At 32.2% G+C, this 25,705-nt stretch carries 27 protein-coding genes; 15 read left to right on the top strand and 12 right to left on the bottom strand.

Annotation, left to right across the window (positions count from 1 at the left end; all coding sequences use genetic code 11):
* Positions 1-94 precede the first annotated feature (94 nt).
* Positions 95-1,897 carry a zinc-dependent metalloprotease gene (locus OD803_RS06405; protein ID WP_262732804.1) on the top strand — a complete coding sequence of 601 codons (1,803 nt, stop codon included), beginning with the start codon at positions 95-97 and terminating at the stop codon, positions 1,895-1,897.
* A gap of 106 nt (positions 1,898-2,003) precedes the next feature.
* Positions 2,004-2,786, top strand: coding sequence for a tRNA pseudouridine(38-40) synthase TruA (locus OD803_RS06410; RefSeq protein WP_262732805.1), 783 nt, complete (start codon positions 2,004-2,006; stop codon positions 2,784-2,786).
* Between the two features lie 85 nt (positions 2,787-2,871).
* Here OD803_RS06410 and OD803_RS06415 read toward each other — a convergent pair whose 3' ends face one another.
* From OD803_RS06415 to OD803_RS06425, 3 genes are all read right to left on the bottom strand, one after another.
* Positions 2,872-3,297, bottom strand: a complete 426-nt coding sequence (locus OD803_RS06415) for a hypothetical protein (RefSeq protein ID WP_262732806.1) — start codon at positions 3,295-3,297, stop codon at positions 2,872-2,874.
* A gap of 47 nt (positions 3,298-3,344) precedes the next feature.
* Positions 3,345-3,782, bottom strand: a complete 438-nt coding sequence (locus OD803_RS06420) for a hypothetical protein (protein WP_262732807.1) — start codon at positions 3,780-3,782, stop codon at positions 3,345-3,347.
* 99 nt (positions 3,783-3,881) lie between these two features.
* Entirely contained in the window at positions 3,882-4,106 is a 225-nt protein-coding gene (locus OD803_RS06425) for a hypothetical protein (RefSeq protein WP_129760079.1), read from the bottom strand.
* A gap of 191 nt (positions 4,107-4,297) precedes the next feature.
* Here OD803_RS06425 and corA point away from each other — a divergent pair, with 191 nt between their 5' ends.
* The 4 genes from corA (at position 4,298) to OD803_RS06445 (ending at position 6,750) form a co-directional block, all read left to right on the top strand.
* A complete protein-coding gene (corA, locus tag OD803_RS06430) occupies positions 4,298-5,365 on the top strand; it encodes a magnesium/cobalt transporter CorA (RefSeq protein ID WP_262732808.1) in 1,068 nt (355 codons plus the stop codon).
* Between the two features lie 239 nt (positions 5,366-5,604).
* The gene (locus OD803_RS06435; RefSeq protein WP_131506716.1) at positions 5,605-5,769 is read left to right on the top strand and encodes a DUF1328 domain-containing protein; all 165 of its coding nucleotides are present in this window, start codon (positions 5,605-5,607) and stop codon (positions 5,767-5,769) included.
* Between the two features lie 49 nt (positions 5,770-5,818).
* The gene (locus OD803_RS06440) at positions 5,819-5,980 is read left to right on the top strand and encodes a hypothetical protein (protein WP_165353676.1); all 162 of its coding nucleotides are present in this window, start codon (positions 5,819-5,821) and stop codon (positions 5,978-5,980) included.
* Positions 5,981-6,075: 95 nt separating this feature from the next.
* Entirely contained in the window at positions 6,076-6,750 is a 675-nt protein-coding gene (locus OD803_RS06445) for a DUF2461 domain-containing protein (RefSeq protein ID WP_262732809.1), read from the top strand.
* 17 nt (positions 6,751-6,767) lie between these two features.
* On the opposite strand, the gene OD803_RS06450 is transcribed toward OD803_RS06445, so the two are convergent.
* The 3 genes from OD803_RS06450 to OD803_RS06460 form a co-directional block, all read right to left on the bottom strand.
* Complete coding sequence (locus tag OD803_RS06450) at positions 6,768-8,036, bottom strand: bacteriophage abortive infection AbiH family protein (RefSeq protein WP_262732811.1); 1,269 nt, start codon at positions 8,034-8,036, stop codon at positions 6,768-6,770.
* A gap of 107 nt (positions 8,037-8,143) precedes the next feature.
* Entirely contained in the window at positions 8,144-8,587 is a 444-nt protein-coding gene (locus OD803_RS06455) for a transcription elongation factor (RefSeq protein WP_262732813.1), read from the bottom strand.
* Positions 8,587-9,000, bottom strand: coding sequence for a glyoxalase (locus OD803_RS06460; protein ID WP_129760072.1), 414 nt, complete (start codon positions 8,998-9,000; stop codon positions 8,587-8,589). Before OD803_RS06460 ends, OD803_RS06455 begins: the two co-directional genes overlap by 1 nt.
* A gap of 185 nt (positions 9,001-9,185) precedes the next feature.
* Here OD803_RS06460 and OD803_RS06465 point away from each other — a divergent pair, with 185 nt between their 5' ends.
* Together OD803_RS06465 and OD803_RS06470 are read left to right on the top strand one after the other, a co-directional pair.
* Entirely contained in the window at positions 9,186-10,079 is an 894-nt protein-coding gene (locus OD803_RS06465; RefSeq protein WP_262732815.1) for a DUF72 domain-containing protein, read from the top strand.
* 3 nt (positions 10,080-10,082) lie between these two features.
* Entirely contained in the window at positions 10,083-10,472 is a 390-nt protein-coding gene (locus OD803_RS06470) for an acyl-CoA thioesterase (RefSeq protein WP_131506709.1), read from the top strand.
* Between the two features lie 3 nt (positions 10,473-10,475).
* On the opposite strand, the gene OD803_RS06475 is transcribed toward OD803_RS06470, so the two are convergent.
* The 6 genes from OD803_RS06475 to OD803_RS06500 form a co-directional block, all read right to left on the bottom strand.
* Positions 10,476-11,717 (bottom strand): mechanosensitive ion channel family protein, encoded by a 1,242-nt coding sequence (locus OD803_RS06475; protein WP_262732817.1) that lies wholly within the window; start codon positions 11,715-11,717, stop codon positions 10,476-10,478.
* Positions 11,717-12,007, bottom strand: coding sequence for a DUF3817 domain-containing protein (locus OD803_RS06480; RefSeq protein ID WP_262732818.1), 291 nt, complete (start codon positions 12,005-12,007; stop codon positions 11,717-11,719). The genes OD803_RS06475 and OD803_RS06480 overlap by 1 nt, the downstream gene beginning before the upstream one ends.
* Positions 12,008-12,054: 47 nt before the next feature.
* Positions 12,055-14,250, bottom strand: coding sequence for a DUF6851 domain-containing protein (locus OD803_RS06485; protein WP_262732819.1), 2,196 nt, complete (start codon positions 14,248-14,250; stop codon positions 12,055-12,057).
* Between the two features lie 168 nt (positions 14,251-14,418).
* The gene (locus OD803_RS06490) at positions 14,419-15,243 is read right to left on the bottom strand and encodes an OmpA/MotB family protein (RefSeq protein WP_129760067.1); all 825 of its coding nucleotides are present in this window, start codon (positions 15,241-15,243) and stop codon (positions 14,419-14,421) included.
* Between the two features lie 186 nt (positions 15,244-15,429).
* Entirely contained in the window at positions 15,430-16,164 is a 735-nt protein-coding gene (locus tag OD803_RS06495) for a hypothetical protein (protein WP_166667447.1), read from the bottom strand.
* Between the two features lie 276 nt (positions 16,165-16,440).
* A complete protein-coding gene (locus tag OD803_RS06500) occupies positions 16,441-16,809 on the bottom strand; it encodes a winged helix-turn-helix transcriptional regulator (protein ID WP_269468219.1) in 369 nt (122 codons plus the stop codon).
* A gap of 237 nt (positions 16,810-17,046) precedes the next feature.
* Here OD803_RS06500 and OD803_RS06505 point away from each other — a divergent pair, with 237 nt between their 5' ends.
* The 7 genes from OD803_RS06505 to OD803_RS06535 all read left to right on the top strand — a co-directional run bounded on the left by OD803_RS06505 (position 17,047) and on the right by OD803_RS06535 (position 25,533).
* Positions 17,047-17,721: an NAD(P)H-dependent oxidoreductase gene (locus tag OD803_RS06505; protein ID WP_262732820.1), complete on the top strand. Its 675-nt coding sequence runs from the start codon at positions 17,047-17,049 to the stop codon at positions 17,719-17,721.
* Between the two features lie 298 nt (positions 17,722-18,019).
* Complete coding sequence (locus tag OD803_RS06510; RefSeq protein WP_262732822.1) at positions 18,020-20,212, top strand: tetratricopeptide repeat protein; 2,193 nt, start codon at positions 18,020-18,022, stop codon at positions 20,210-20,212.
* The gene (locus OD803_RS06515) at positions 20,209-20,940 is read left to right on the top strand and encodes a LytR/AlgR family response regulator transcription factor (RefSeq protein WP_262732823.1); all 732 of its coding nucleotides are present in this window, start codon (positions 20,209-20,211) and stop codon (positions 20,938-20,940) included. The genes OD803_RS06510 and OD803_RS06515 overlap by 4 nt, the downstream gene beginning before the upstream one ends.
* Positions 20,941-21,075: 135 nt before the next feature.
* Positions 21,076-21,660: a hypothetical protein gene (locus tag OD803_RS06520; protein ID WP_262732824.1), complete on the top strand. Its 585-nt coding sequence runs from the start codon at positions 21,076-21,078 to the stop codon at positions 21,658-21,660.
* A 31-nt stretch (positions 21,661-21,691) separates the two neighbouring features.
* Entirely contained in the window at positions 21,692-24,061 is a 2,370-nt protein-coding gene (locus OD803_RS06525; RefSeq protein WP_262732825.1) for a leucine-rich repeat domain-containing protein, read from the top strand.
* A gap of 8 nt (positions 24,062-24,069) precedes the next feature.
* Positions 24,070-24,852 carry a T9SS type A sorting domain-containing protein gene (locus OD803_RS06530; protein ID WP_262732826.1) on the top strand — a complete coding sequence of 261 codons (783 nt, stop codon included), beginning with the start codon at positions 24,070-24,072 and terminating at the stop codon, positions 24,850-24,852.
* A 39-nt stretch (positions 24,853-24,891) separates the two neighbouring features.
* Positions 24,892-25,533, top strand: a complete 642-nt coding sequence (locus OD803_RS06535; RefSeq protein WP_262732827.1) for a hypothetical protein — start codon at positions 24,892-24,894, stop codon at positions 25,531-25,533.
* Positions 25,534-25,705: the final 172 nt, after the last annotated feature.

Genomic DNA, 25,705 nt, shown 5'->3' on the forward strand with positions numbered 1-25,705 from the left:
TCAAATCATCGATTAAACGTAAATATTTTCGATAAAGCGTTATTTTTTTGTAAAAAAGTGTATATTGCAAGCCCAAAACTATAAACTAGATTTCATGAAAAACTTTACTATTTATGTTGTAATGGTAGTGTTTTCTTTGTTTAGCTATTCTACTTTTGCTCAGCAATGTGCATTTGATACTCAAAGAGAATTATTATTACAAGACCCTAACTATGTTCAACAAGAGCAACTTGCTGAACAGAAAATTCAAAACTTTATTTCAAACAATACGTTAACTCAACGTAATGGAACAGTATATACTATTCCTGTTGTTGTGCATGTATTGCATCTTGGAGAAGCAGAAGGTACAGGATCTAATATTTCTGATGCTCAAATTTTAAGTAGTATAAACAACTTAAACGATTTTTACAGAGGTCTAACTCCTAATAGTTCTATTGATTTTGAAATAGAATTTGCTTTAGCACAAAGAGATCCGAACTGTAACGCTACAACAGGTATTAATAGAATTAATGCTTCTAGTTTACCAGGTTACTCACAATATGGTGTTAATGTTGCTGAGTCAAATGGAGCTAGTTACAATGATATTAAGACTTTAATTAGCTGGCCGCAAACTGATTATTTTAATGTTTGGGTTGTAACTGAATTAGACGATAATAATGGAGGGTTTGGTTACCAAGGATATGCATATTTCTATAGCGAAAGTTCTAGTAGCCATGGATCGGTAATGATGTCAACCGTTTTTGGTTACGATCCTGGAAATACTAATGGTTGGGGATTAAACTCCAATGGAGACAATAGTACTGTAGTGCATGAAGTTGGTCACTATTTCCATTTATATCACACGTTTCAAGGAGATGATACTGACAGTGATGGAGTAGGTGATACTTGTCCTGCCGATGCTACTGTAGGTGTAGATAGTGATGGTTGTGCAGATACTGTTCCTCACTTAAGAGAAACAAGTACTTGTCCAGCAAATAACACATGTACAGGTAGTCCTTGGGTTGATAACAATACTGTTAATAATATAATGAGTTATTATTATTGTACTGATAGATTAACCGAAGACCAAAAAACAAGAGCAAGAGCAGCAATGACTGATACAGGAATTGTAGCATCTAAAGGAGATGAAGCTCCATCACCAGGATTTACAGCTCCTGCAGCAGTATGTTTAGCTAATTCACCTGCTGGAAACAATTACTCAGGTGTGATGAGTGTTGAATTAAACAATACAACTTATACAACATCTACTACAGGTATTGATGGTGGTAATCTTGATAGAAGTGTTAATTGCACTGGTCTTTTCAATATTGATGCAGCAAATTCTTATACAATGAATGTTGAAGTTGCGCCTGGTAACTTTCATCAGTTAGGTGTGTGGATAGATTGGAATAATGATGGTGATTTTGATGACGATGCAGAAACGCAAAGTTTTACTCAAGATATAGCTGGTGGTGCAGTTGTGCCAGTAACAATAGCATATCCTGCGAGCATTCCTTATGATAGTTATGTGAGATTAAGATTGATGACTGATGTTGATGATAGATTTGGAGGAGTTAATTTAATAGACTCAGCGTGTTACACCTCTTTAGTATATGGACAAACTGAGGACTATACAATTTATGTTGAACCAGGAACACTATCAATAGGTGAAGCTAATGCTAGTGAATTGAATATCTTTTCTGATAATACCAATAATGAATTAATTGTAAAAGGACAGTTGTTTGGTGAATCAACAGTTAACTTATACGATATTCAAGGTCGTTTAGTTAAAACTAAAATGTTAGATACTTCTGCAACAAGAAACAGTATTGATGTATCAGGTTTAAACAGTGGAATTTACATTGTAAAAGTATCAAACCAATCTCAACTAAAAGTTAAGAAAGTAGTTATAGATTAATAATTAGTTAGTAATTTTTTAAAAGGCTGTCAAGCTTCGTGCTTGATGGTCTTTTTTTATAAATATTAGACTTTGGATTGTTCAATAAAATAACGTTCTTGCCATTATGTTTGATAAGCGCTATTACTACCTCATAAAAATTCAATATTTAGGCTATAGGTTTCATGGTTGGCAAAAACAACCCAACTTAAAAACCCTTCACCTTATGGTGGATCGTACATTTAATTACATACTTGAAGGCAAATATTTTAAAACCTTAGTTGCAGGTCGAACCGATGCAATGGTGTCAGCAAATGAAACAGCTATAGAGCTATTTTTAAAGCATGAAATTGACGATAAAGACTATTTTTTAAAATGGTTTAACTACAACTTACCACAAGATGTTAGAGCCTTATCAATTGAAGAAGTCGATAAGGAGTTTAATATCATTCAACATCCAAAAGTTAAAGAATACATTTACTTGTTTGCTCATGGCGAAAAATGCCATCCGTTTTGTGCACCAATACTCACAACTATTTTAGATGAACTGGATATAGATGTAATGATTAAAGGCGCTAAAATTTTTCAAGGTGAGCACAATTTTAAAAGTTATTGCTATAAAGCAACAGGAAATGGATTATACACCAGAACCATTGAGAGCTGCGAGCTTATAGAAAACAAAGAATATACAGCAAGTTTCTTTCCAAAAAACACATACATGCTAAGGGTTAGAGGAGAAGGTTTTGGCAGAAATCAAATAAGGTTAATGATGGGAGCTTTGATAAAACTAGGAAAGGGAGAAATGACATTAGATGATATTACTGCGAGTTTGCAAGAAGATAGTGATATAGCAATTGACTACATTGCACCTGCCTCAGGTTTAATTCTTAACAAGATGTTGTTTAAATAAAAAAGCACCTTATAAATAAGATGCTTTTTTATTCTTATGTGGATTGGAATAGTTTAGCGGTTATAAATTGTTTTAAGTACTTTTATTATTCAGTTAGAGTAATTATTACACCATTTATTTCTGTCCCGCTTTTCAATTCTGTTTTTTCGATTTTGTAATATGGTTCCCACTTTTCTATAATCAGTTTATCGTTATTTGTCCAACCTTTAATTTTATATCCATCTGGAATTAAACCTTTTATGAGGTCTTGTTCCTTGTCTTCATTATTATCAACAACTGACCAAAAAACTCTTGAATGTCCAAATCCACCATTGTCAAATTGATATTCGTAATATCTATATTTTAGATTTGGAGAAGTAGATTCGGAAATTAAAATAAAACTAGACTCTTTTAGAGAGTGTTCTGAATGAAAGGCTTTTGAAAATTTGTCAAAATCGGAGTTAATTTTAATTCCGATTCCAGCAATTCCAAATAGGATTATTACGACTAATGTTAAAATCCATTTTTTCATTCAATACGCTGATGAGTATTTCAAAATCTTGTGCAATACTATTTTCATTACGAAATCCAACCTTTAGCTATAGACTTGTTAGAAAACATAATAAGATATAGCGCAATAATCAATATAATTATAGGCATAATTAATCCTTTAGTACCATAAACATCTAAAGCATCGCTTACAAAAAGATTGTAAGAAGTCTGTATCAATACACCAATTAATGAAATAATAAATAGGCTTTTAGCCCATTTTTTTCTTAAAAGTAAAAGTAAGCATCCTAACGCACCTCCAAAAACACCAATAGCAAATGCAGCAGTTGCCCAAGCAGGTACATTGGTATAAAGAGCTTGTTCGGCTTCAGGTAAAGCGCTTAAATCAGCATCAGACATATAGGCTTGACCTAAGTAGGCCATAACACCCATTAAATTCCATATTAATGCAATAACACTAATAATCCAAAACCAAATTGGTGGCTTTGTTCTAGTTGAATGATTCATAAATTGTTTTGTTTAGTTAGTAAAATTTTAAAACAATTTATGAAAATAATCTAAAAGTATATCTAAATAATTGCGAAATGAATAAAAAAGTATAAGAAGTTAATCTTCCATAACGTGTAAAACAGGTTCTTTGTTAACCCATTTTCCGTTTTTAGATTCTCCTAAAATAATAACTTCTTTGGCTTGTTCATACTCCTTAATTGTTCTAAGCATTTGAGCCTTAGTGTCTCTGTAAAGTTTAATTCCTGTTTTTGACCCTTTGTTTCTAATTTCTAAATAAAAACCATCTTTGAGTTTCTTAGGTTTTGTCGCTGGTCTTCCCATATATTCTATTTGAAGGATTTAATTTGCATAATAATAAAAATTTATCCAAAATGCAAGTCGAATTCCAATTATTCAAAAATAGCTGGTTTTAACTTTTTTACAGTCAAATTTCAATTGTTATTAGTTATTCTTAAATTGATGTGTTCAATTGCTCTAAGTTTTATACTTTTAGTCTCCAAGTAATTTCAATAATGAAAGTCAAAAAGCGTAGAAAACCCAACAAAGCATCCAACCTTCCACCTGGAACTATTTCCTATAAAGGGAAAAAGTTTTCTGATGTTACTACTGTTGAAATTATCAATTACAGTATAGATTCTTACACAAAGTTAGATTCTAAAAATGTTGAGGATGCCTTTAATTTTAAAGAAACCAATCAGGTAACTTGGATTAATGTAAATGGGTTAAACGCAACTGAAAACATTGAAAAACTTGGTTTGCATTATCACTTACATCCACTAACACTCGAAGATGTAGTTGATACCACACATCGTCCTAAAATTGATGAGTTTGAAGATTACTTATTTATCGTTTTTAAAATGCTTTATTTTAAAGATGATGGTGTGTTAAACTATGAACAGGTGAGCATGGTAGTTGGTGAAAGCTACGTACTTACGTTTCAAGAAGCCGATGGTGATGTTTTTGATGAATTGAGAGAGCGTATCTCTAACGCTAAAGGTCGTATTAGGTCTCAAGGTTCCGATTATTTAATGTATGCAATTTTAGATGCTGTTGTGGATAACTATATGTCAGTTATTGAAGATTTTGGCGATAGGATAGAGGATTTGGAGACAGATGTTTTTGCTTCGGAATCAAATGGAAGTACACCAAGTCAAATACAAGGGTTAAAACGAGAAATTCTAAAAATTAGACGCTCTATATTTCCGTTTAGGGAAATCATTAACCGTTTAGAAAAGTCTGAATGTAAAATCATAGACATTAAAACCCGAAGCTACCTTAGAGATTTGTATGACCATACCATTCAGGTGAGTGAAACCATTGATTTGTATCGCGAAATGATATGGAGTATTATGGATATGTACATGACGCTTATTAGCAATAAGATGAACGAAGTTATGAAAGTGCTTACCATTATTGCTACTATTTTTATTCCGTTAACCTTTATAGCTGGTGTGTATGGTATGAATTTCAATAATATGCCAGAACTGCATTACAAATATGGCTACTATGTAGTGTGGGCTGTTATGATTATTCTGTTTATTTTAATGTTAATTTATTTTAGAAGAAAACGTTGGCTTTAACATAATTTGTGTTAAATGTGTCTCTATTCAGTTAACATATGTTAAAAACTATGGTAATTCGCTCACTGTTTGTAATTTAGAGGTAAATGCTGTTGGTATTATCTGCTTAGCTAACAGTAATTACTTATTCAAGTATTTTCCCCTTTTAAGCTTTATTTTACGTATTTAAAATCTCTAAACGTTAGAGTAGCTTTTTGTATTCACAAAGCTTTTAGTGTAATCATATAAACAATAAAATTATGTTACGTTGGACAATTGCCTTTATTATTATTGCGCTTATCGCTGGATTCTTAGGATTTGGTGGAATTGCAGGTGCATCAGCTGGAATAGCTAAAATATGTTTCTTTATCTTTTTAATACTCTTTGTAGTATCACTACTTAGAGGGCTTATGAAGAAAAGCTAATTTGTATTCCAAAACAATAAAACAATTAATAACCATTAAAAACCATATCATGAAAAAAATAGTTTTAGCATTAACATTAATGTTCGCATTATCTACAGTATTTACAAGCTGTAGAGAAAAGAAATCAGCAGACGAAACCGTAGAAGAAGCCATTGAGGATGTAGGAGACGAGGTAGAAGATGCTGTTGACGAAGTAACTGATGATAATTAATAACTAAATTGAATTCTCTTATGATCAGTTCAATTAAAGTCCTGCGTTATGCAGGACTTTTTTTGTACTTTTAAATAAAAATTTAAGCAACACTAATGAGTTCGATTTCTAAAGACACTTTCGATTTTTTAAACAGATTAGAGCAAAACAATAATAGAGATTGGTTTAACGACCATAAAAAAGAATTCAAAACCATTGAAGCCAATACCAAAAAGGTGTACAACGAATTGTTTGAAGCTTTAAAAACACATGATGAAATTGACCGTCTTAAACTGTTTCGTATTTATCGCGATGTACGTTTTTCAAAAAACAAAACTCCTTACAAAACGCATTTTGGTGGCTCTTTCCATAGAAAAAAGCCTGAGCTACGTGGTGGTTATTATTTGCATATTGCACCAAACAACCAATCGTTTATTGCTACAGGATTTTGGGAACCTAATAAAGAAGACTTAATGCGTATTAGAAAAGAGTTTGAAGCTGACGATACCGAAATTCGCGAAATCATAAACAACAAGTCATTTAAAGCAGTTTGGGGAGACTTTGTTGGCGACGAACTTAAAACTGCACCTAAAGGTTTTGATAAAGAACATCCTGCAATAGACTTAATACGAAAAAAGCAATACATCTTCACCAAAAACTACACTGATAAAGAGGTGTTAAGCAATAACTTTATAGACGAAGTCAATATAGCTTTTAAAGCCATAAGACCTTATTTTGATTATATGAGCGATGTGTTAACAACAAACATAAATGGAGAGTCTGTTATTTAAAAGTTTTGCAATTGTTTTTAATTTAATGATTCACAATATGTTTTATTAACAACTCTGTCCCTCATTTTTGCCTTATCATTAAAATTTCGTGAAATGTTTCTAATTATATCACTGTAATTGTCAACATCATTTTCTTTTTGATGGTAAAATAGTTTAATAGAAGCACAATTGTCATGTTCAAACATTGTATTCAAAAGTGTTCTGTCAGAAATCCCACAAGAATGTCCTAATATAAATATTTGAAAGTAATCACTATTTATAAATTCCAAGAGTCGTTTGTAATTATCAGATTCTAAGTAGTTAATTGATTTAATGTTTTCTAAATATCTATTATCGTTGAGCTCTTCAATTACACTATAATCTTTGTCAATCTCATCTCCAAACCCAAAGATTATTGGATTTTTATCCATTTTGTCAGTCGTTCCATGAATATGGTTAAATTTCACAGATGTATATTTATGTTCTAAAGGATTATAAAAACTTTTTGGGTTTTCATATAACAATTCAGTAAAGGTGTAATTGAAATTCAAAAACAAGGTTTGTTCTGGTATAAGGTCAAAATAGTTAATAGCAGAATCAGATAATAACATTTTTTTTATTTGATTTAAGTGGTCTTTTTTACCTAATTTTTTGATAATATTTCTTTGATATTCACTTACTTCATTTATCGAAATATGATTTGCTTGTACTGCTATTATATTTTCTTTTAAAGAATTGTATTCAATTTCAGCTCTTTGATTAACAGATGTCTCGGAAAAGTCTTTTAATTTGAAAGGTGAATATACTTTATTACCTATATTAGTTTTAATTCTCAAAATATTAGGGCTTATATTAGAATTAAATTCTTTTTCTATTCTAGTCAAATAAAGCTCTAGTAAATCTTTAACTCTTTTAAAATCTAGGTTTAAATTTGAAATATCATAATTTTCAGAATTCTTTGAGTCTTGAAATGTTTTTTTTAGAAGAGAATAGTATTCATTTTCTACATCAACCCAATTGTTTAGATATGTCTTATTTGTTATTTCTTTTAAGAATATATTTTTAAATTCAAGAGTTGAATTATGTTCATTTAAACTTTTTTCTAAATCTTTTATAGTTGTACCTGCAATATATCGAGAAGGAGAATGGTTAATTTTTATTTCACCATTCTCAAAAGGTCTACCTAAAGCTGTTTCTTGAATTGCTGCAATTGTATTTGTCCAATAATCATCAATAAATGATTTGTAGCTTGTTTTCATTTTATGAGCTAAATCAAATCCATTTCCTATGAGTATTATTCTATTCATTGTGTTTTTAGATAGTTCTTTTATAACTAATTTATAAATAGCTTAATGGAGTAAAACACTAAATTAAACTGCTGGTTACTGTCCTAATAAATTCACTTTCTCAAATATCAACTAACCTCAGTAATAGTATACGTGGTTCCGTTAAAGCTAATAACATCGCCTTTGGTTTTTCCCATCAAGAGTTCACCAATAGGTGAAGACTTAGAAATCACAAAAAAGCTATCATTGGCAAGTTCAACTTTACCAACGCTTACAGCAATAAAAAAAGAAGTGCTATTGGTTTTTACCAAGCTACCTAAAACCACATAGTCATTTATCGTTTTTGGGTTAATAAGTTTTAAAGTGTCTAGCATTTTGGTAGCATCACTAAGGTACTGAGCGTTTTTTTCTAAGTCGTTAAAAAGCTTTCCGTTACCTGAGTCGTCATCCTCATCATTGCTTTTGTCATTATTTTCAATAGACTCTTTTATGGTCTCTATCTCGTCTTTATAACTCGATATACGCTTGTTAACGTAGCTAAAACAAGCGTCTAGTAATTCGTGTTTAATCATTATATAGCCTTAGCAATAGGATGCTGAAAAAGTTGAATATTATTTATAAAACCTTCTTTTACAATGTTCATCATGCGTTTGTTTAAAGCTGAAGAGTTTTGAATATAAATACGATACTCTTCAATTGTAAATTGTCCTATAATCATACCCTTTAAGGAGTTTCTAAATTTCATATCCTTGTGTATGGCATTTTCTATATAGTCCAATTGTTTGGTATGCGACAAGTCGTAAAACACATTTTTGTGTTTTGCAACATAGTTTTTAAACACTTCAATAAACAAGTCACTTTGCAATTTTATTACTGGTCGTAAAGTGTTGTTTTGGAAGCGTTCATCGCTACTCATATTATCATGTACTAAAGCCGAAGAAATAACAGGACGAATCTGTTCTAATTGTGTAGATCTGTTTGACATGGAACTTTTGTTTTATTAAAAATATAAATTAAGACTCTGCATAAGAGTGTCCTTGAAATATGTTGTTAACTGCGTTATTAACAATATTGATTCTACTGATAATAATATAAGTCTTTGATATGGATTGCAATAAGCGGTATGACTGCTTTTGCGTATCTTTGAATGCATTTAAAAATGAGTTCAAAATGAAATTTGGAAGTGTTAGCAACCCTCAAGATATAGACTTTACCTTTCCTAACGACCATACAGATACACTAAGAGTGCTAAACGCAGTAAAGGATGATAATTTTCCAAGCGTTTATGTAGGTTGCGCAAAATGGAATAGAGCAGACCTTAAAGGTTTTTACCCAAGAGGTACAAAAGATGAACTGGCGTATTATTCTACACAGTTTAACTCTATAGAGCTTAATGCAACATTCTATCGTATTTTTCCTGCGGAACAGTTTGAAACTTGGTATGAGAAAACACCTAAGAACTTTAAATTCTTTCCAAAATTAAATCAAGAAATTAGCCATTGGAAACGTTTAAACGAGGTTAAAGCAGTTGTAGAAAACTATTTGTATAATGCGTCTAACTTAAAAGAGAAGTTAGGAACTATCTTTTTACAAATGCATAATAATTTTGCACCAAAAGATTTTGAACGAGTAGTTCATTTTGTTGAAAGTTGGCCTAAAGAAGTCCCTTTGGCTATTGAGTTTAGACACACCAATTGGTACAACGACGAAGTAGTAGCAAATCAGTTATACGATTTATTGGAATCCAATAATATTTCAAATGTAATTGTTGATACTGCAGGTCGTCGCGATCTTATGCACATGCGATTAACCAACGCTACAGCTTTTGTACGTTATGTAGGAGCCAACCATGAAAGCGATTACACACGATTAGACGATTGGGTAAAACGTCTCAACGAATGGAAATCACAAGGCATTAAGGAAATAGATTTTTTTGTGCATCAAAACATTGAAAAGGCATCACCTTTATTATCAGCATATTTTATAAAACAATTAAACGCCACATTAGGAACCGATTTAGTCGTTCCGCAAATGGGTAATCAAAGTACAAACACATTATTTTAATAGATGAGATTTCACACACGCAAATGGGTAAAACCCGAAGACTTAAATCCAAACCAAACCTTATTTGGAGGACAGTTACTAGCTTGGATTGACGAAGAAGCCGCATTGTATACTATCATTCAGTTAGAAAACTCTAAAATTGTAACTAAATACATTTCTGAAATCAATTTTATGTCATCAGCAAAACAAGGTGATATTATCGAAATTGGTATCGAAGTCCTAAAATTTGGTAGAACTTCTTTAACAATGAAATGTGAAGTGCGTAACAAAATGACTAGAGAAACCATTTTAACGGTTGATAACATCATTATGGTAAACCTTGGTGAAGACGGTAAACCTGCTCCTCATGGTAAAACCAAAGTAGAGTTTGTAAAAGATAGGCTAGAAGAGTAGCGTTTACTCGTTAATAATCCCTGTTGTTAGCTCAAACAGTTCTAAGTCAAAATAAGGTACTGCTGCTAAAGCATGGTCAAAAATATCAGACATGATATACTCATAGTTTTGCCAGCGTTTATCACTACTAAAACAATAGATTTCTAATGGTAAACCTTGTGGTGTTGGCGCTAATTGGCGTACCATAATAAACATGTCTTTATTAATTGCCGAGTGACCTTCAATATACGATTGTAAATACTTTCTAAATACACCTAGGTTTGTTAAGTTTCTACCATTAATTAAAACCGATTTATCTGCTCCACGTTCTTCATTAGATTTTAAAATATCATTTTGACGCTGGTTTAGGTAGTCCGTAATCAATTGTATTTTTTTAAAACGTTCTATTTGCTCATCAGTAAGATAGCTAACGCTTTTTCCTTTTAGTAGTATAGAGCGCTTTATACGTCTACCACCTGAAGCTTGCATACCTCTCCAGTTTTTAAACGAATCAGAGATTAGTGCATAGGTTGGAATATTAGTGATGGTCATGTCAAAGTTCTGCACTTGTACAGTAGACAGGTTAATTTCAATCACATCACCATCAGCGCCATATTTTTCCATAGTAATCCAGTCACCAATACGTACAGTATCGTTTATGGCTACTTGTATACTAGCTACAAAACCTAAAATAGTATCCTTAAAAATTAAAAGCAATACTGCCGAAGCTGCTCCTAATGTGGTAAAGAACTTAATAAACGACAGGTTGATTAATATTGCAAGAATAGAAGCTACACCTATAATCCAAATAAATAACATAGCTACTTGTATGTAGCTGTCAATAGGCTTGTCTTTTAGTCGTGGTAAGGTTTTAAAGTATGATTCAAAAGTTTTTAATACACTTCTTATAATCCAGATGGTGAGTAAAATACCATACACCTTAAGAATCATTATGATGTATTTTTCAAAATGTGGAAAATCTTGAAAAACAATAGGAAACAAATTAATGGTAAGCACTAACGGAACAAGATGTGCAATGCGCCTTGGTGCACGATGGCTTACTAAAAGGTTGTCAAAATCGGTTTTAGTTCTTTCTGAAAAAGCAGTAGAAAACCGAATAATAATTCTGCGTGCTATTCTATCAGCAATAAACAAGAGTATTGATAATATTACCAATAAACATAGCATGTTTAAATACTTCGCAGCAGTTTCTGAAACTCCAGAGGCTACAAAAAGATCATAAAAAAAGCACTGAATGTCTTGCATTACTTAGCAGTCTTTAAATATTTTTTTTCAATGTAAAAAGTACCAAATGGTATAATTGAAGCTACGAGTACTATTGCTGATGTTTTCTTGCTCCAGTTCATTTCACTTCCTACCATTATCGCTAGGATAATATAAGCAATAAATAATAAACCATGAGGCATACCCAATAGTTTTACATACTGTGGGTCGTCAGCAAGATACTTTATAGGAGTTGCAATAAATAGTAATAAAATGTAAGAAAGACCTTCTAAAAAGGCGACAATTCTAAAGGTGTTAAACAATGAAAACATAAGGTACTTTATTTTACTACAAAAGTACCTTATGTAAAGTGTTTTATCTAGTTTTTAACAATTTTTTTAACGTCTACAATGTGGTTGTTGGCGTCAATAAACTTTGCTACATACACACCAGTTGATAAATTGTTTAAGGATAGGGAAGTAGGACCATTATTAGTAACGATAGTATCTAGTATTTGCTTACCATCTAAGCTATACAATGACAACTGTAAAGCATCACTAAAATTATGAGATACGTGTAATTCTTCTTTGAAAGGAACAGGATAAAGCTTAATACTACTAGTCTGAAATTCCTGTTCTTGAGTGTTAAGTGTTCCGTTAAAATACTGAGTAGCTAAATTATAAGCTTCTACGCCAATTTTGTTACCTATAATTCGTCCTCTTATATCATCAATAGGTGGATGAATTCCACCCCAAATACGAGACAAACTACATTGGTCTGATGCATCTTTATAGGTTGCCCACTGTAGCTCAATGTTTTGCGACGGACCTTCTTCGAACACTAAAAATTGGTTTTGGTCAGCATCAAAAATTCCCATCCCTCCAGGAAAATAAGCGTCACCAGTAAATAAAGTCAAAGTTTCTGCTGCAGCTCTTGAAAATGTTGAGTGACCAGATAAATACCCAGCAAATGGAGGAGATACAAAACTAGGTCTTTGGTAGGGCCACCAACGTGTACCTAATATCCAATCTACATGTGCAATATCAGTTTCAGGATCACTAATATAATCAGGTCCTTTCCAAGCATATATTTTAATCTTTCCTACGTTCTCATCTCCCGAACCAGCTAGCGGATCTCCAGCTTCAATAAGTTCAATACGTCCAGGTATTAATGGTAACCCATGTGGATCGTAACTTGGTAACGACATATCACTACTTTGTCCTTTCCAAGCCATATAACGAATAGCAGATACTGGTCGTACATAGTCATAATAACCTTTAATTCCCCAAATATTTACTGCGCAATCGTGTACTGAACCACCAAGAGCTAAATAACTCTTTACATCCCATTCTAGGTCATCTACAATTGGGCCTACACCTCCTATACGTTTTTCTAATTCAGGATGGTCACTTACATAATTTAATATTGTAAACCAGTGTCCTGGTGGTGTTTCAGAGTCTGGTCCATCTGCCCAAAACTCAGCAAGTATACGTCCATAATCACCTCGTTTTACCATTTGTGGTGTATATGGTAATCCTGTTGACGGATTTACGGTATATCCTGGGCTTGGGTCACCACCTTCCATAAAGTCATAAAATACTTTATATTCTTCAAAAGTAGTTGGTAAGCTTGCAAAATCAATATTACCTATAGATGCTGGTGATATATCAATTAGTGTTGGGTCGTCAGGGTCTAAATGTGAAGACCATGAAGCTACTAATGAAAAGTTCCATTTGTAAGGGTCATCAAATCCATCTTCATTAGAATTTTGAATATAAGCTGGTGGTCCTGGGTCGTTATATACATAACAATCAAAACCATCGTTTAAAATATCAAGATCGGTTGGTTTTAAGCAAAACGGTGTAACTGCTCCCCATTCAGGACTTAAAAACGAAGGTGTATCTACAGGATACACATTACCACTTTGGTCTATAAACGTGTCAAACGATAAAGGTTGCCAGCGGTTTGGGTCTTGCATATCGTTCATGTCATCATAATAACCAGACTGCATAATTAATGGTGTGTTGCTAGGTGTGTAATATACATTTGCATAGCCACCTTGCTCATTAGCACCATCTTGCAATCCAAAAGCGATAAGTTCTTGTGCTAAATAATTACCAAGTGCAGCATAAGAACCTGTTGAATAGTCAGTAGAAGTAAAGCTGCTATCATATCCTAAACTAGAAAAATGATCATCAAACAATTGTTGTGTTGTTCCTGGGTTAGGCGAATTGGCAAATCTATGGGTTAACAATCGGTACATAGCATAACTCATCATTTCATGGCGTGCAGTAGCAACGTCTGTTGGTGTTGTTATGCCATTAAAAGCACAGTTATAGCCACCAAAGACTTTTCCTAAAAATACTGTTTCAGCAGTAGTATCAAAAATAGCCCAAGAGTCATACATAGCTATTGAAGTATGAAATAAGTTACGAGCATGTACAGTAGGTCTTGCAAAATCTAGTCGTATAGCACTAAGTAAAGTCTCGTTCCATTCTCTAGCAACAGATTCTTGAGCACGAGTTGTGTTAAATGATAATACAAAAACTAATAAGAGTAAAGTAATGTTCTTCATAAGCAAATACGTTAGGGTTTGGTAATCAAAGTAAACCAAATGTAAAAAGTTTTTTTAACAAAACCCTAACATTTAAGAAGAACTAACAAAAAAGACCGTTAAACTAATAACGGTCCTTTTATTAAATGGAATAATTAACGTGGTTAAGTTTTAATATGGTTTGAGCTATTAGTTGCTAGCCATAAGTGCAAAAAACTTATCAAGATTAGGTAAAATCACAATACGTGTTCTACGATTTTTAGCTCTATTTTCTTTGGTGTCGTTAGCAGCAATAGGCTGGTAAAAACTTCTACCTGCAGCAATAAGCTTCTCAGGTGCAATATTAAAGTCGTTTTGTAATTTTTTTACTACCGATGTAGCACGCAATACACTTAAGTCCCAATTATCTTTTACCGATGCGTTTTGTACCATTGCTTTATCATCAGTATGTCCTTCAACCATAACGTCTAAGCTCTCTTCAGAGTTTATCACATCAGCAATCTGTTGTAATATAGCATCAGCTTTATCGCTAACTTTATAACTTCCCGATTTAAATAACATCTTGTCCGAAATAGAAATCATCACTACAGTTTCTTCTATATTAATGGCAATATCATCACTTTCATCAATAGTATCTACCGAGTTTTTAAGGTTATAGGATATTGCAGCATTCATAGAGTCCTTTAAAGTTTTTGAACCCATTAAGTAAGCAGGAGGGACGCTCTTTAAGGTTTCGCGCATTTGCGCTTTAGTGTTTTCAGACATTACTACGCCATCTACATTCACTAGTTTAGAGTCGTTGTCTTTCGTCAGGGAGTTTATTTTTGAGTTATACTGGTCTACACGTGCTTGTATTGCTGCAAACTTTGCTTCCAGTTCTTCATTCTCTACTTTGGTTTTGGTCAGTTCGCTTTTTAGTTCGCCATTGTCTTGCTCTAGAGCTAAATATTTTTTCTTTGATACACAAGAAGCTAATACTAAAGCGCTAAAACAAATAATTGCTGTTTTTTTCATAATTGAATTGTTTATCGTTTTTGGTTTATATGTATATGTACGCACAAACTCAGTATATAGACTTTAGGCATCCCAATTTTATATTTTTATGAAGATAATTTGTGAGTCCTAGTGTACAAAAATTAGTTAACAAAAAAGCTGTTAATTGATTGATAAATATGAAGTTGGTAAAATGAAAATTTGTTACTACAAATAGTTTTCGCGTAAGGCTTCGTCTTTTAGTGCCTTAGTGTTTGTTAAAAACTTGGTAAGTAAGTATAATGACAATGAATGACAAATAATAATCAATACTGTAAAGGTGGAGTCGAAATAAAGAAATTCATTAATAATACTTAGTGCTACTTGAAATAAAGAGAAAATACCTGAAGCTAACAGTATTGTACCTGTGTCATAGTAATCACTCAAATAAATTTTTCCAATAGGAAATAAAAATAAAAGCATACTTAGCTCACATAAAACAGCAAAATACACCTCTATACCATACACTTCAGTAATAATTAAATTAAAAACAGTATATAAAATGTAAACAACAAAAGCGATACTTATAAATACTGAAATAGTCATCGAAGCTCTTGTTTTTCCATATTTAACATATGGCTTTAATACTAGCGCAGAGCATATCAAAAAAAATGTGTTAAGTAGCGAAATCCATAAAAGATAATCTTTAAAAGAAGTAAAGACCAACACATCAGAAACAAGAATACACAATAATGCAATTAAAAATAAGACCTTAAACTTCCGTTTAGTTTCATAGATATATTTCCCTATTATGCTTAATACAACAAGTGGCATAGTATATATTAAATCTTGCATTTCTGCTACTATACCAATAACAACCGACACAACAAGTAGCAATAAAAAAAGCAGGTCAAAAAGCTTCAACCTGCTTGCGAAATGTGTATGTTCGTTGGTGTTTTTCATATACAAAACTACATGTACATAAATGTAGGAAAAATTTTATAAAATTACCTAACGATTACTTCTATTCATAGTCATTATAAATACGAAAACAGCAATTCTAAAGTTCTGTAATTCTGAATATAACATAACATTTATCTCTATTATAATACGTCTTGTCACCCAGATCTTGTTGAAGAGTTGAACAAGTAACAAGTATCATTAAAAATTCTAAAAGCGGTCTAAATAAAGAGGCGAGTGGTCTGAAAGAATGTTATAATAGTAAAAAGTAAGACTAACCTAAGCAATAACTTCACCTTTTTCAGCAACTACATAAGTTCCCCATTCAGCAATAGCCAATAAAACGGGCTTTAAACTTTCTCCAAAGGCAGTTAATTCATACTCTACACGTAGTGGTGGCTTCTTGGTATATACTTTTCTAACAATAAGGCCATCTTGTTCAAGCTGCTTTAATTGAAGGCTTAACGTACGCTCAGTAATAGTAGATATAAGTTTATAAAGTTCATTATATCTCTTTTTTCCGGTAAGCAAATAAATAAGAATCACACTTTTCCACTTGCCTCCAATTAGCTCCATCGCAACACTGGTAGAACAAGAGAACGATTTGTCTTTAAACTTAATCAGTCGTTTTTTTTGCGCAATTTCCATAGCTGTACTATTGTATTTAAGCAAAAGTACTATACTATCATAAATTATACAACTATACTTTTTATAGTAATTTTAACATTTGAGTAAATATTTATTTATCAGTAATTTAAGTCGATAAAACAATACTTGCTAGTTACTATCATTTTTGACCGTTATTGCATGAAATTAAAAAGGGAAATACTTTTGTTACTATACTTTTGATAGTTTAAAATAGTAAAACCAATAACCACAGTACAAATGAATACACCCAACATTTCCCAAGAAGATATCATAAATGCATTTCAATACCGTCATGCAACCAAAGAGTTTGATGCTAGCAAATCACTAACTGATGAGCAGATAAACTTTATACTTAAAACAGCCAATTTATCACCTAGCTCCTTTGGGTTTGAGCCATGGCACTTTGTAATAATTCAAGACAAAGATTTAAGAGAACTAATAAAACCTGTAGCATGGGGAGCACCATTAAAGCTAGATACAGCTAGCCATTTTATACTAGGTCTAGCCATGAAAGCACCTATGGTAAAGCACAATACCAAATATATTGATTATATGATGAAAGACGTAAAGCACTTACCAGAAGATGCTATTGAAATGTATTCAAAGTTTTATAGAGAATTTCAAGAGCGCGATTTCAATTTAGATTCTGATAGAACCCTGTTTGATTGGGCTTCAAAACAAACCTATATCGCATTAGGAAACATGATGACAGCAGCTGCACTAACAGGTATAGACAGTTGCCCTATAGAAGGATTCCATCAAGAAAAGGCCGAAGCTTTACTTAAAGATAAGTTCAATATTGATACTAATAAATATGGATTAGCATACATGGTAGCTTTTGGTTACAGAAAAGCAGATCCACCACACCCCAAAACCAGAAGACCTTTAGAAGACATTGTAACCTGGAAGTAGCCCATAATACACAACACTGAGTAAAGTGATGTATTTTAAGTGATTGATTGATAGTAGTAAAAAGCCGCTAATATGTAGTGGCTTTTTAGTATAATACAAATATGTAACCAACCTTAGCACTTATGTCTTCAAAGTTTACTAAAATAGATTCCCTATATACTTTAGTACATTTTATAGTGTTATTTTGATTATTTATTTAAATTTTAAAGTCTATATTAAAACTTTATACTTAAAAACCATTAATTTTCTATTTTGTTTTTGTACGGAAAATTTTACAGAATATCTATCTAATCTACTTATGAAAAGAATCCATTTGTCTTGTTTTGTTTTAGTCTGCATTTTATTTCAATCAATTTCAATCTACTCCCAAAATAGAGCAATAGATAGCTTGGAAAATGTATTGAAAACTTATCAAAAGCAAGACACGATTCGTGTTAATACACTCAATTATTTGGCGTTTTATAATTATAGAAACAATCCACCTCAAGCTATAGCATATAATGATGAAGCACTAAATCTAGCCAAAACATTAAACGCTAAGAAGTTTATAGCTCACAGTTACTACATAAGAGCCGTTGTTTACACAGAGCAAGTCAATTTTGAAGTTGCCATAAAGAATTACAACAAAGCCCTAGAAGTTTACAACTCCATAAATGATTTAAATGGTTTGAAAAAATGCAACAATGGTTTAGGCGTTTTGCATCAATATAGAGGTAATTATGATTTGGCCTTAAAACATTTCAAAGAAACCTTAAGCATTTCAGAACAGTTAGGAGATAATTCCAATAAACATAGTTATTTATATAATATTGGAAATGTCTATTCAGAGACTGGTGAGTATCAAAAAGCTCTTGAAAATTTTAAACTAGCCTTAGAGAATAATATAAAAAACAGAGATTCATTGGGTATCTTGAATTGTTACAATTCGATTGCGAATGTGTATTACCAGCAAAGCAATTATCCATTAGCCTTAAATTATCACAATCAATCTTTAGACATAGCGCAAAAAAGCAAAGACTCTATTGGTATATTCCAATCCCTGATTAATTTAGGGAATTTGTACCGATTTCAAGGCTTAAATGATAAGGCATTAAGCTATTATAACAGAGCGCATGCCATAGATAATGCTAAATACAATGTAAAAAACATAACAGCCTTAAAAAATAATATTGCGGGTATTTATTATGATAATGATGAGTTGGACAAAGCCATAACTTATTTTAAGGAATCTATAGTATTGAGTAAAGAAATTGATGACAAAGTAAATTTAGCTACTGCACTTAACGGTTTGGGATTTGCTTATTTTCAAAGGAAAGATTATGCGACAGCTTTGAGCTATTTTGAACAAGCCTTAAACATAAATTTGAAAATTAACCAATCGTACGATTTGATGGATTCCTATCATGGTTTAGCAGACACCTATTATCGTTTGAAAACATATGATCTGGCGTTGGAGAATGCCCAAAAATTAGCAGATTCATCGGAGAAGCATGGTCTTTTAAGGCATAAAAAAAATGCCTATGGTTTGCTTTCTGATATCTATGGGAAAACCCGAAATTATAAAAAAGCATTTGAAAGTCATCAACAATACAAAATATTAAATGACAGTATTTTCAATGAAGATAATATTGAAAAGATGACGCAATTAGAGTATGAATACAAATACAAACAAGCACTAGACTCTGCAAGTATAAGAGAGCTTAAATTAACTAAAACAGTACAAGCTACGTCTCAAGATTTACAAAAGTCAAAGCGTAATTATTTATGGGCAATTATTTGTGTGTTATTGGTGTCAATTATCCTTGGGTCTATAATTTTTAGTCAAAGATTAAAAAACGAAAAGTCAAAAACCCAAAACGTGGTTATGGAGCAAAAACTATTACGCTCGCAAATGACACCTCATTTTATATTCAATTCGTTGTCAGTACTACAAGGAATGATTTTAAACAAAGAAGAAAAAAAATCCATTCAGTATCTATCTAAGTTTTCAAAGTTACTGCGTATAACCTTAGAAAATTCACGAGATAAAATGGTATCGCTTTCGCAGGAATTATTGGCTATTCAAAATTATCTTACGCTTCAAAATTTAGAGAATGACACTTTTAATTGCACTATTTTGGTAGATGAAGCTATAGATGTGACATTGTTTGAAGTTCCACCAATGCTCATTCAACCTTTTGTGGAAAATGCTATTGAACACGCGTTTAAAGACCAAACAGATAACAAGCGTATAGATATAAAACTTGCATACACTAACAAAAAACTGTTATGTACCATTGCTGATAATGGTATTGGTATTGATAGTGTTAAAAAATCTGAGAACAAAAATAAAAGTTCATTAGCGACAGTTATTACTGCCGAACGTCTTGCAGTATTATCAAAAGATTATAACATGGAAGGGTCGGTAACTATTGAAGATCGAAAAAAGTTTGATGAGCAAGGAACTTTAGTTACTTTAGTAATTCCTCATAAAATCATTGCTATTTCATGAAAACACTATTAGTTGAAGATAAAGCGTACATACGAAAAGGGTTATTAAATCTTCTGCAACTTATTGATAATGATGTGAATGTATTGGGTGAGTGCGAATCGGTTAAAGAAGCAGTTGTAGTAGCCAATGCTTGTAAACCAGATTTAATTTTCCTAGATATTAATCTTACTGATGGCACTGCTTTTGATTTTCTGGATCAAACAGAACACCTCAACTTCAAAATAATATTTATTACTGCTTATGAAGAATATGCGCTACAAGCTTTAAAAATAGGAGCTGTAGACTATATTCTTAAACCTGTAGATATATCAGACCTTGAAGTTGCTTTAAAAAAAGTGACTAACTTAACTGTAGCTGAGCAAAAACAACAAATTAAAACTGTTAAGTCTGTTTGGAACAATGAAGATTCTAAAATTATTTTGTCGCTTCATGACAGTTTTCAGGTTATAGACTTAAAAGAACTTATGTATTGCGAGTCTGATAAAGGTTATACGTCTTTTTATTGTAGTGATGGTAAAAAACATGTAGTTTCAAAAACACTCAAGGCCTTTGAGGACCAGATTAGTGCTGCGAACTTTACGCGTCCTCATCAATCGTATATGGTGAATCTTCAGTTTATTGATAAATATGATAAATCTGGTATCATTTATTTAAAAAACGGTAAAAAAATACCAGTATCTTCTCGAAAGAAAGACCAATTTGTAGCTGCGTTCTTAAACAAGAATTAGAAAATCTAGCACATTCTGTTTTTCAAATATGTTTTGAAGTACCACGCTTATGGATTCATAAATAGTAGAAATCCATTTCCTATTTCATAGACAATCATCGTAACATACATTTATACTACCTAAAACTATAAGTGTATGAAAAACAAGATTTCAAAATTAAACAAGCAGGTTGTAATCGTATGTATTACAACACTACTTTTTATGGCATGTAGCGATAATTTAAGTCAACAGCCTACAACAGCAAAAGGCTTTAGTGCTATAGAGCAAGAGCTAAAAAGCAAATTTGGTGAAGATGCATACTATACCAACTTAAGTGTTATTTACAATGAAACAATTGGTAATACTATTAATGTAACTGTTGCACAAGATCCAGAATCCATGAAAATGGAAGAGTGGAATGTGGTGCAAAACAACTGGAAACAAAGTTCTGATATTGTAATTGAAGTGCCTCAAGGCACAAAAGCTACCGATTATATGTATCAACTAGGTGATAATATTAACCTGACAAAATTGGGTGGTTTGGTAGAAACGTCTACACAAAAGCTAAAGGATATGAAAAACCTTAAAAACCCAAAATTAAGTATTGCGTCTATAAAATTTCCTAAAAATGGTGATGTCTCTAAAGCAGAGTACCTGGTAACGCTAGAGCCTGAACATGGAGGAACAGCATTTAGCTTTTTCTACACTTTAGATGGCAACCTAATTAAAATGGATTACTAAAAAAATAGTTATTAATTATAAACCTTAAATCATGAAAAAACAATTACTTTTTTTAATGGCAACTTTATTATTTTCAATAAGTTACGCTCAAACTGTTGGAGATACTTTTATAGACAATTTTATAACCTATGAAGTTACTTCTATTTCACCAAATACAGTGAGTGTTATTAATTATGACAATAATAATGCTGGTACTGATGCAAATATACCTGCTACAGTTACAAATAGTAGTTCAACTTATAGTGTTACTAGCATTGGTGATTTAGCTTTTGAGTTTAATGGACCAAGTGCCTTACGATTAACAAGTGTTATTATTCCTAATAGTATTACGTCCATTGGGAATAATGCTTTTAGTGCTCAAAATTTATCAAATGTTACCATACCTAGTAGTGTGGTAAGTATTGGAAATTCAGCTTTTGTGAACAATGATTTAACTAGTATTACTTTTGAAATGGGTTTGGTGAGTATTGGTGATAATGCTTTTCAAGGTAATCAAATAGTAGATGTTGTTATTCCTGATAGTGTAACCAGTATTGGTCAGTTTGCTTTTTCAGGTAACCAATTAACTAGTGTGACACTTTCAAATAATTTGACAACAATAGAATTTGGTACTTTTCAAAGTAACCAATTAACTAATGTTATTGTTCCTAATAGTGTAACGAGTATTGGTAATGCTGTTTTTAATAACAATCAAATAGCAAATCTTACATTATCTAATAGTTTATTAACTATCGGAAATAGTACTTTTAGAGGTAATAATCTAACTCATGTTACGATTCCAGCAAGTGTTACTGATATTGATTTTGCTGCGTTTAGAGATAATCCATTAGCAACTGTTACAGCGCAAGGCACAACACCAGCAACCATATTTGTACCAGGAATTAATGATTCTTTTTGGAACAGAGCCGCTATTGACTTAACGATTCCAGCAGGTACATCAGCTGCATATGCAGCAGGAGGTTGGACTGGTTTTAACTCGGTGACTGAGGCTGCAACACCTTCGGTAGGCGATACCTTTGTTGTTGATTTTATAACCTATGAGGTTATGTCTTTAGCGCCTAATAATGTTAGAACTATAGATTATGACATTGCTGGTGGTAGTATAGTTGATATACCAGATACTGTTACTCACACAATAACCACATATAGTGTTACTGGTATTGGACAACAGTCTTTTATGAATAAAGGCTTAACGAGTGTGACGATTGGTAATAACATTACGGGTATTGGATTTAATGCATTTTTTAATAACCAAATAGCTAATCAAATAGTTATACCTAATAGTGTTACAAATATAGGAACTAGGGCTTTTGATGACAATCAAATCACAAACGTAATTATTGGTAGTGGAGTAACAAACATAGAGCTTGGTGCTTTCAGAGATAACCCATTAGAAACTGTGATTTCTCTACCAACTACGCCTCCAACAATAATTACTGACCCTTCTTATCCAGGCGTTGTTGATTCTTTTAGTCATGATCGAAGTAATATTAATTTGGTTGTAACCAATAATAGTACTGACGAATATGTTACAGATTCGGGAGCATTATGGACAGGATTTAAAATGGTTTTTGAGGCCACTTCACCAACTACAGTTGAAGTTTCAAATTACGATCCAGCTAATGGTACTAATGTGGTTATACCATCATCTGTTACAGCAGGTCCTAATGTATTCGATGTCATTAAAATTGATAATTCAGCATTTCAAAATATTGGTTTAACAAGTGTTACTATTCCAAATAGTGTTACTGAAATTGGAATTTCAGCATTCGAATTAAATAACTTAACAAGTGTGACTATACCAGATAGTGTTACACTTATTGGTACAGCAGCTTTTGCAACTAATTCTATATCAAATCTAACATTAGGTGCTAATGTTACAGATATTGGTATTGGAGCTTTTGTAGATAATAATTTAACTGATGTTACTATTCCTAGCAATGTTACTTTTATTGGCTTGATAGCATTTGGTAATAATCCATTAGCTAGTGTAACGTCATTTGCTGTAATACCACCAACTATTACTACTGGTACTAACGATACATTTGCTTTTAATAGAAGTAACATTCATCTACATATACCTCCTGGTACCATGGGAGCGTATGTGACTGATCCTGGAGCATTATGGACTGGGTTTAATCCAGTAACCGAAGACGCTTTAAGTGTTGGTGAGTTTCAACTACAACATGCTGTGAAAATCATAACAAACCCTGAAAGCTTAACTATAACTTCAACTAATAACCTACAGTTGAATAGCTATACACTATATACTATTACTGGAGCAAAAATACATACTGGTGCAAGTACCGAAATTTCAACGAGTACAATGTCAAAAGGTATTTACATCCTTGCATTAGATTTTGATCAAGGAATGCTGATTAAAAAAGTAATGATTAATTAATCGACGTTATGAAAGTAATAGTAACATTGTTATGTGTATTCTTAGGGTCTACAATAAGTTGGGCACAGGTCATTACTTTTGATGATCAAGGTAGTGTTGATGGGCAATCTTTGGGAAACCCATACATGATAGCAAATAACGGAGAAACCTTTGTGTTTACTGTTAGTGGAGTAACAGGAGGACCAACAACTCATAGGTATAGAACTACCGATTCTTTTGGTTGTGGTAATACAGGTTTAAGTCACTTGAGTTCAGGAACATTTCCTGCTACAACTTGGACTATAGAGACTCAAAGTGGAAATGAAGTTGATTTTGGAACTATACAATTTGATAACTTTTTTCAATGTTATGTTTTCGCTTACGAATTGACAATTGAGGGTTTTAAAAACAATGTATCAACAGGCTCCCAAGCATTCTCGGTTGGAGGAATGAATTCAATTTTTACTCCCAATGCTGCTTTTGATGATGTAGATAAAATAGTAATTACTTGTGCCGATTTGGGTAACCTAGGTATTGACAATATCAACTGGTCATCCTCAACGTTACATAATCAGTCTTATTTATTGTATGATAGTGTGCAATTACGTTACAGTAAAAACTCAAACACTATTGAGATAAATACTCTCAATTCTGGTGCGCACTTGTATAAATATACTATGTACGATATATCTGGTAATCAAGTAAAAGAAGGAAATGAGTCTAAGATAGAAACGTTTCAGTTATCTAAAGGGATTTATTTTGTAAAACTAGATTTTAATATAGGAACTGTCCTAAAGAAACTAACGTTCTAACAAAAATTGTAACGAAATGTTTAATTAAAATAAAATGCTATGAAAAGAAAAATGTTAATTCTGTGTGTGCTTATTCTGGGTTACGCTTGTAGTTCAGATGACAACACAAACCCAAATGAACAACCAGACAATTTTTATGCCTTAACGGTAGGGAATACTTGGGAGTATGTTTATTACCTCAAAGATAACGACACAAACACCTTTTTGCCCACAACAATAATCGAAACGGTTAATATTACTGAGACTGTAGAAATTGATAATAATACCTACTTTAATTTTAAGCATGTGGTAACAGGTAATGATGGAACTTACCCTTACTTTCCTGATAATGGCGAAAGAAACTACACGTTAAGAGACTCTCTAGGATTTCTAATAGACGAGGTTGGACTTATCAAATACAACAATAGCGATTATAATGAGTATTTCATGTTCAATTTAGATTTTGATTATTCGTATCATTTGGCGCTATCTAATGTCATGGATAACATCACAACCAACGCAGGCAGTTTTACCTGCTATGATAATCATTACTATTTTAAAGATTTCAATGGTAATATCGCTAATGCATTAGATCATATCTATAGAGAAGATGGGATAGGAGAGGTGTTAAGTACTATGTCTTTTGTAACCCAATCTGAGCACTTCATTGAAAAACGCTTGGAGTCTTATGCCATTCAATAACTATAATACTTTAAAACATGGTTAAACTATTAGAAGAATATAAATTAGAATTGTTTTTACTAGTATTCTACACTGCTATTATTTTATGGATTGTGTTGTAGTGCTTTAGTTTGTTGCAAGATTGAGCAGTAATATTTGGGTTAATTACTGCTCATTTCTTTTTTATAACCGT

The sequence above is a fragment of the Gaetbulibacter sp. NE genome, from assembly GCF_025548475.1.
Taxonomy (GTDB): Bacteria; Bacteroidota; Bacteroidia; order Flavobacteriales; family Flavobacteriaceae; genus Gaetbulibacter_B; species Gaetbulibacter_B jejuensis.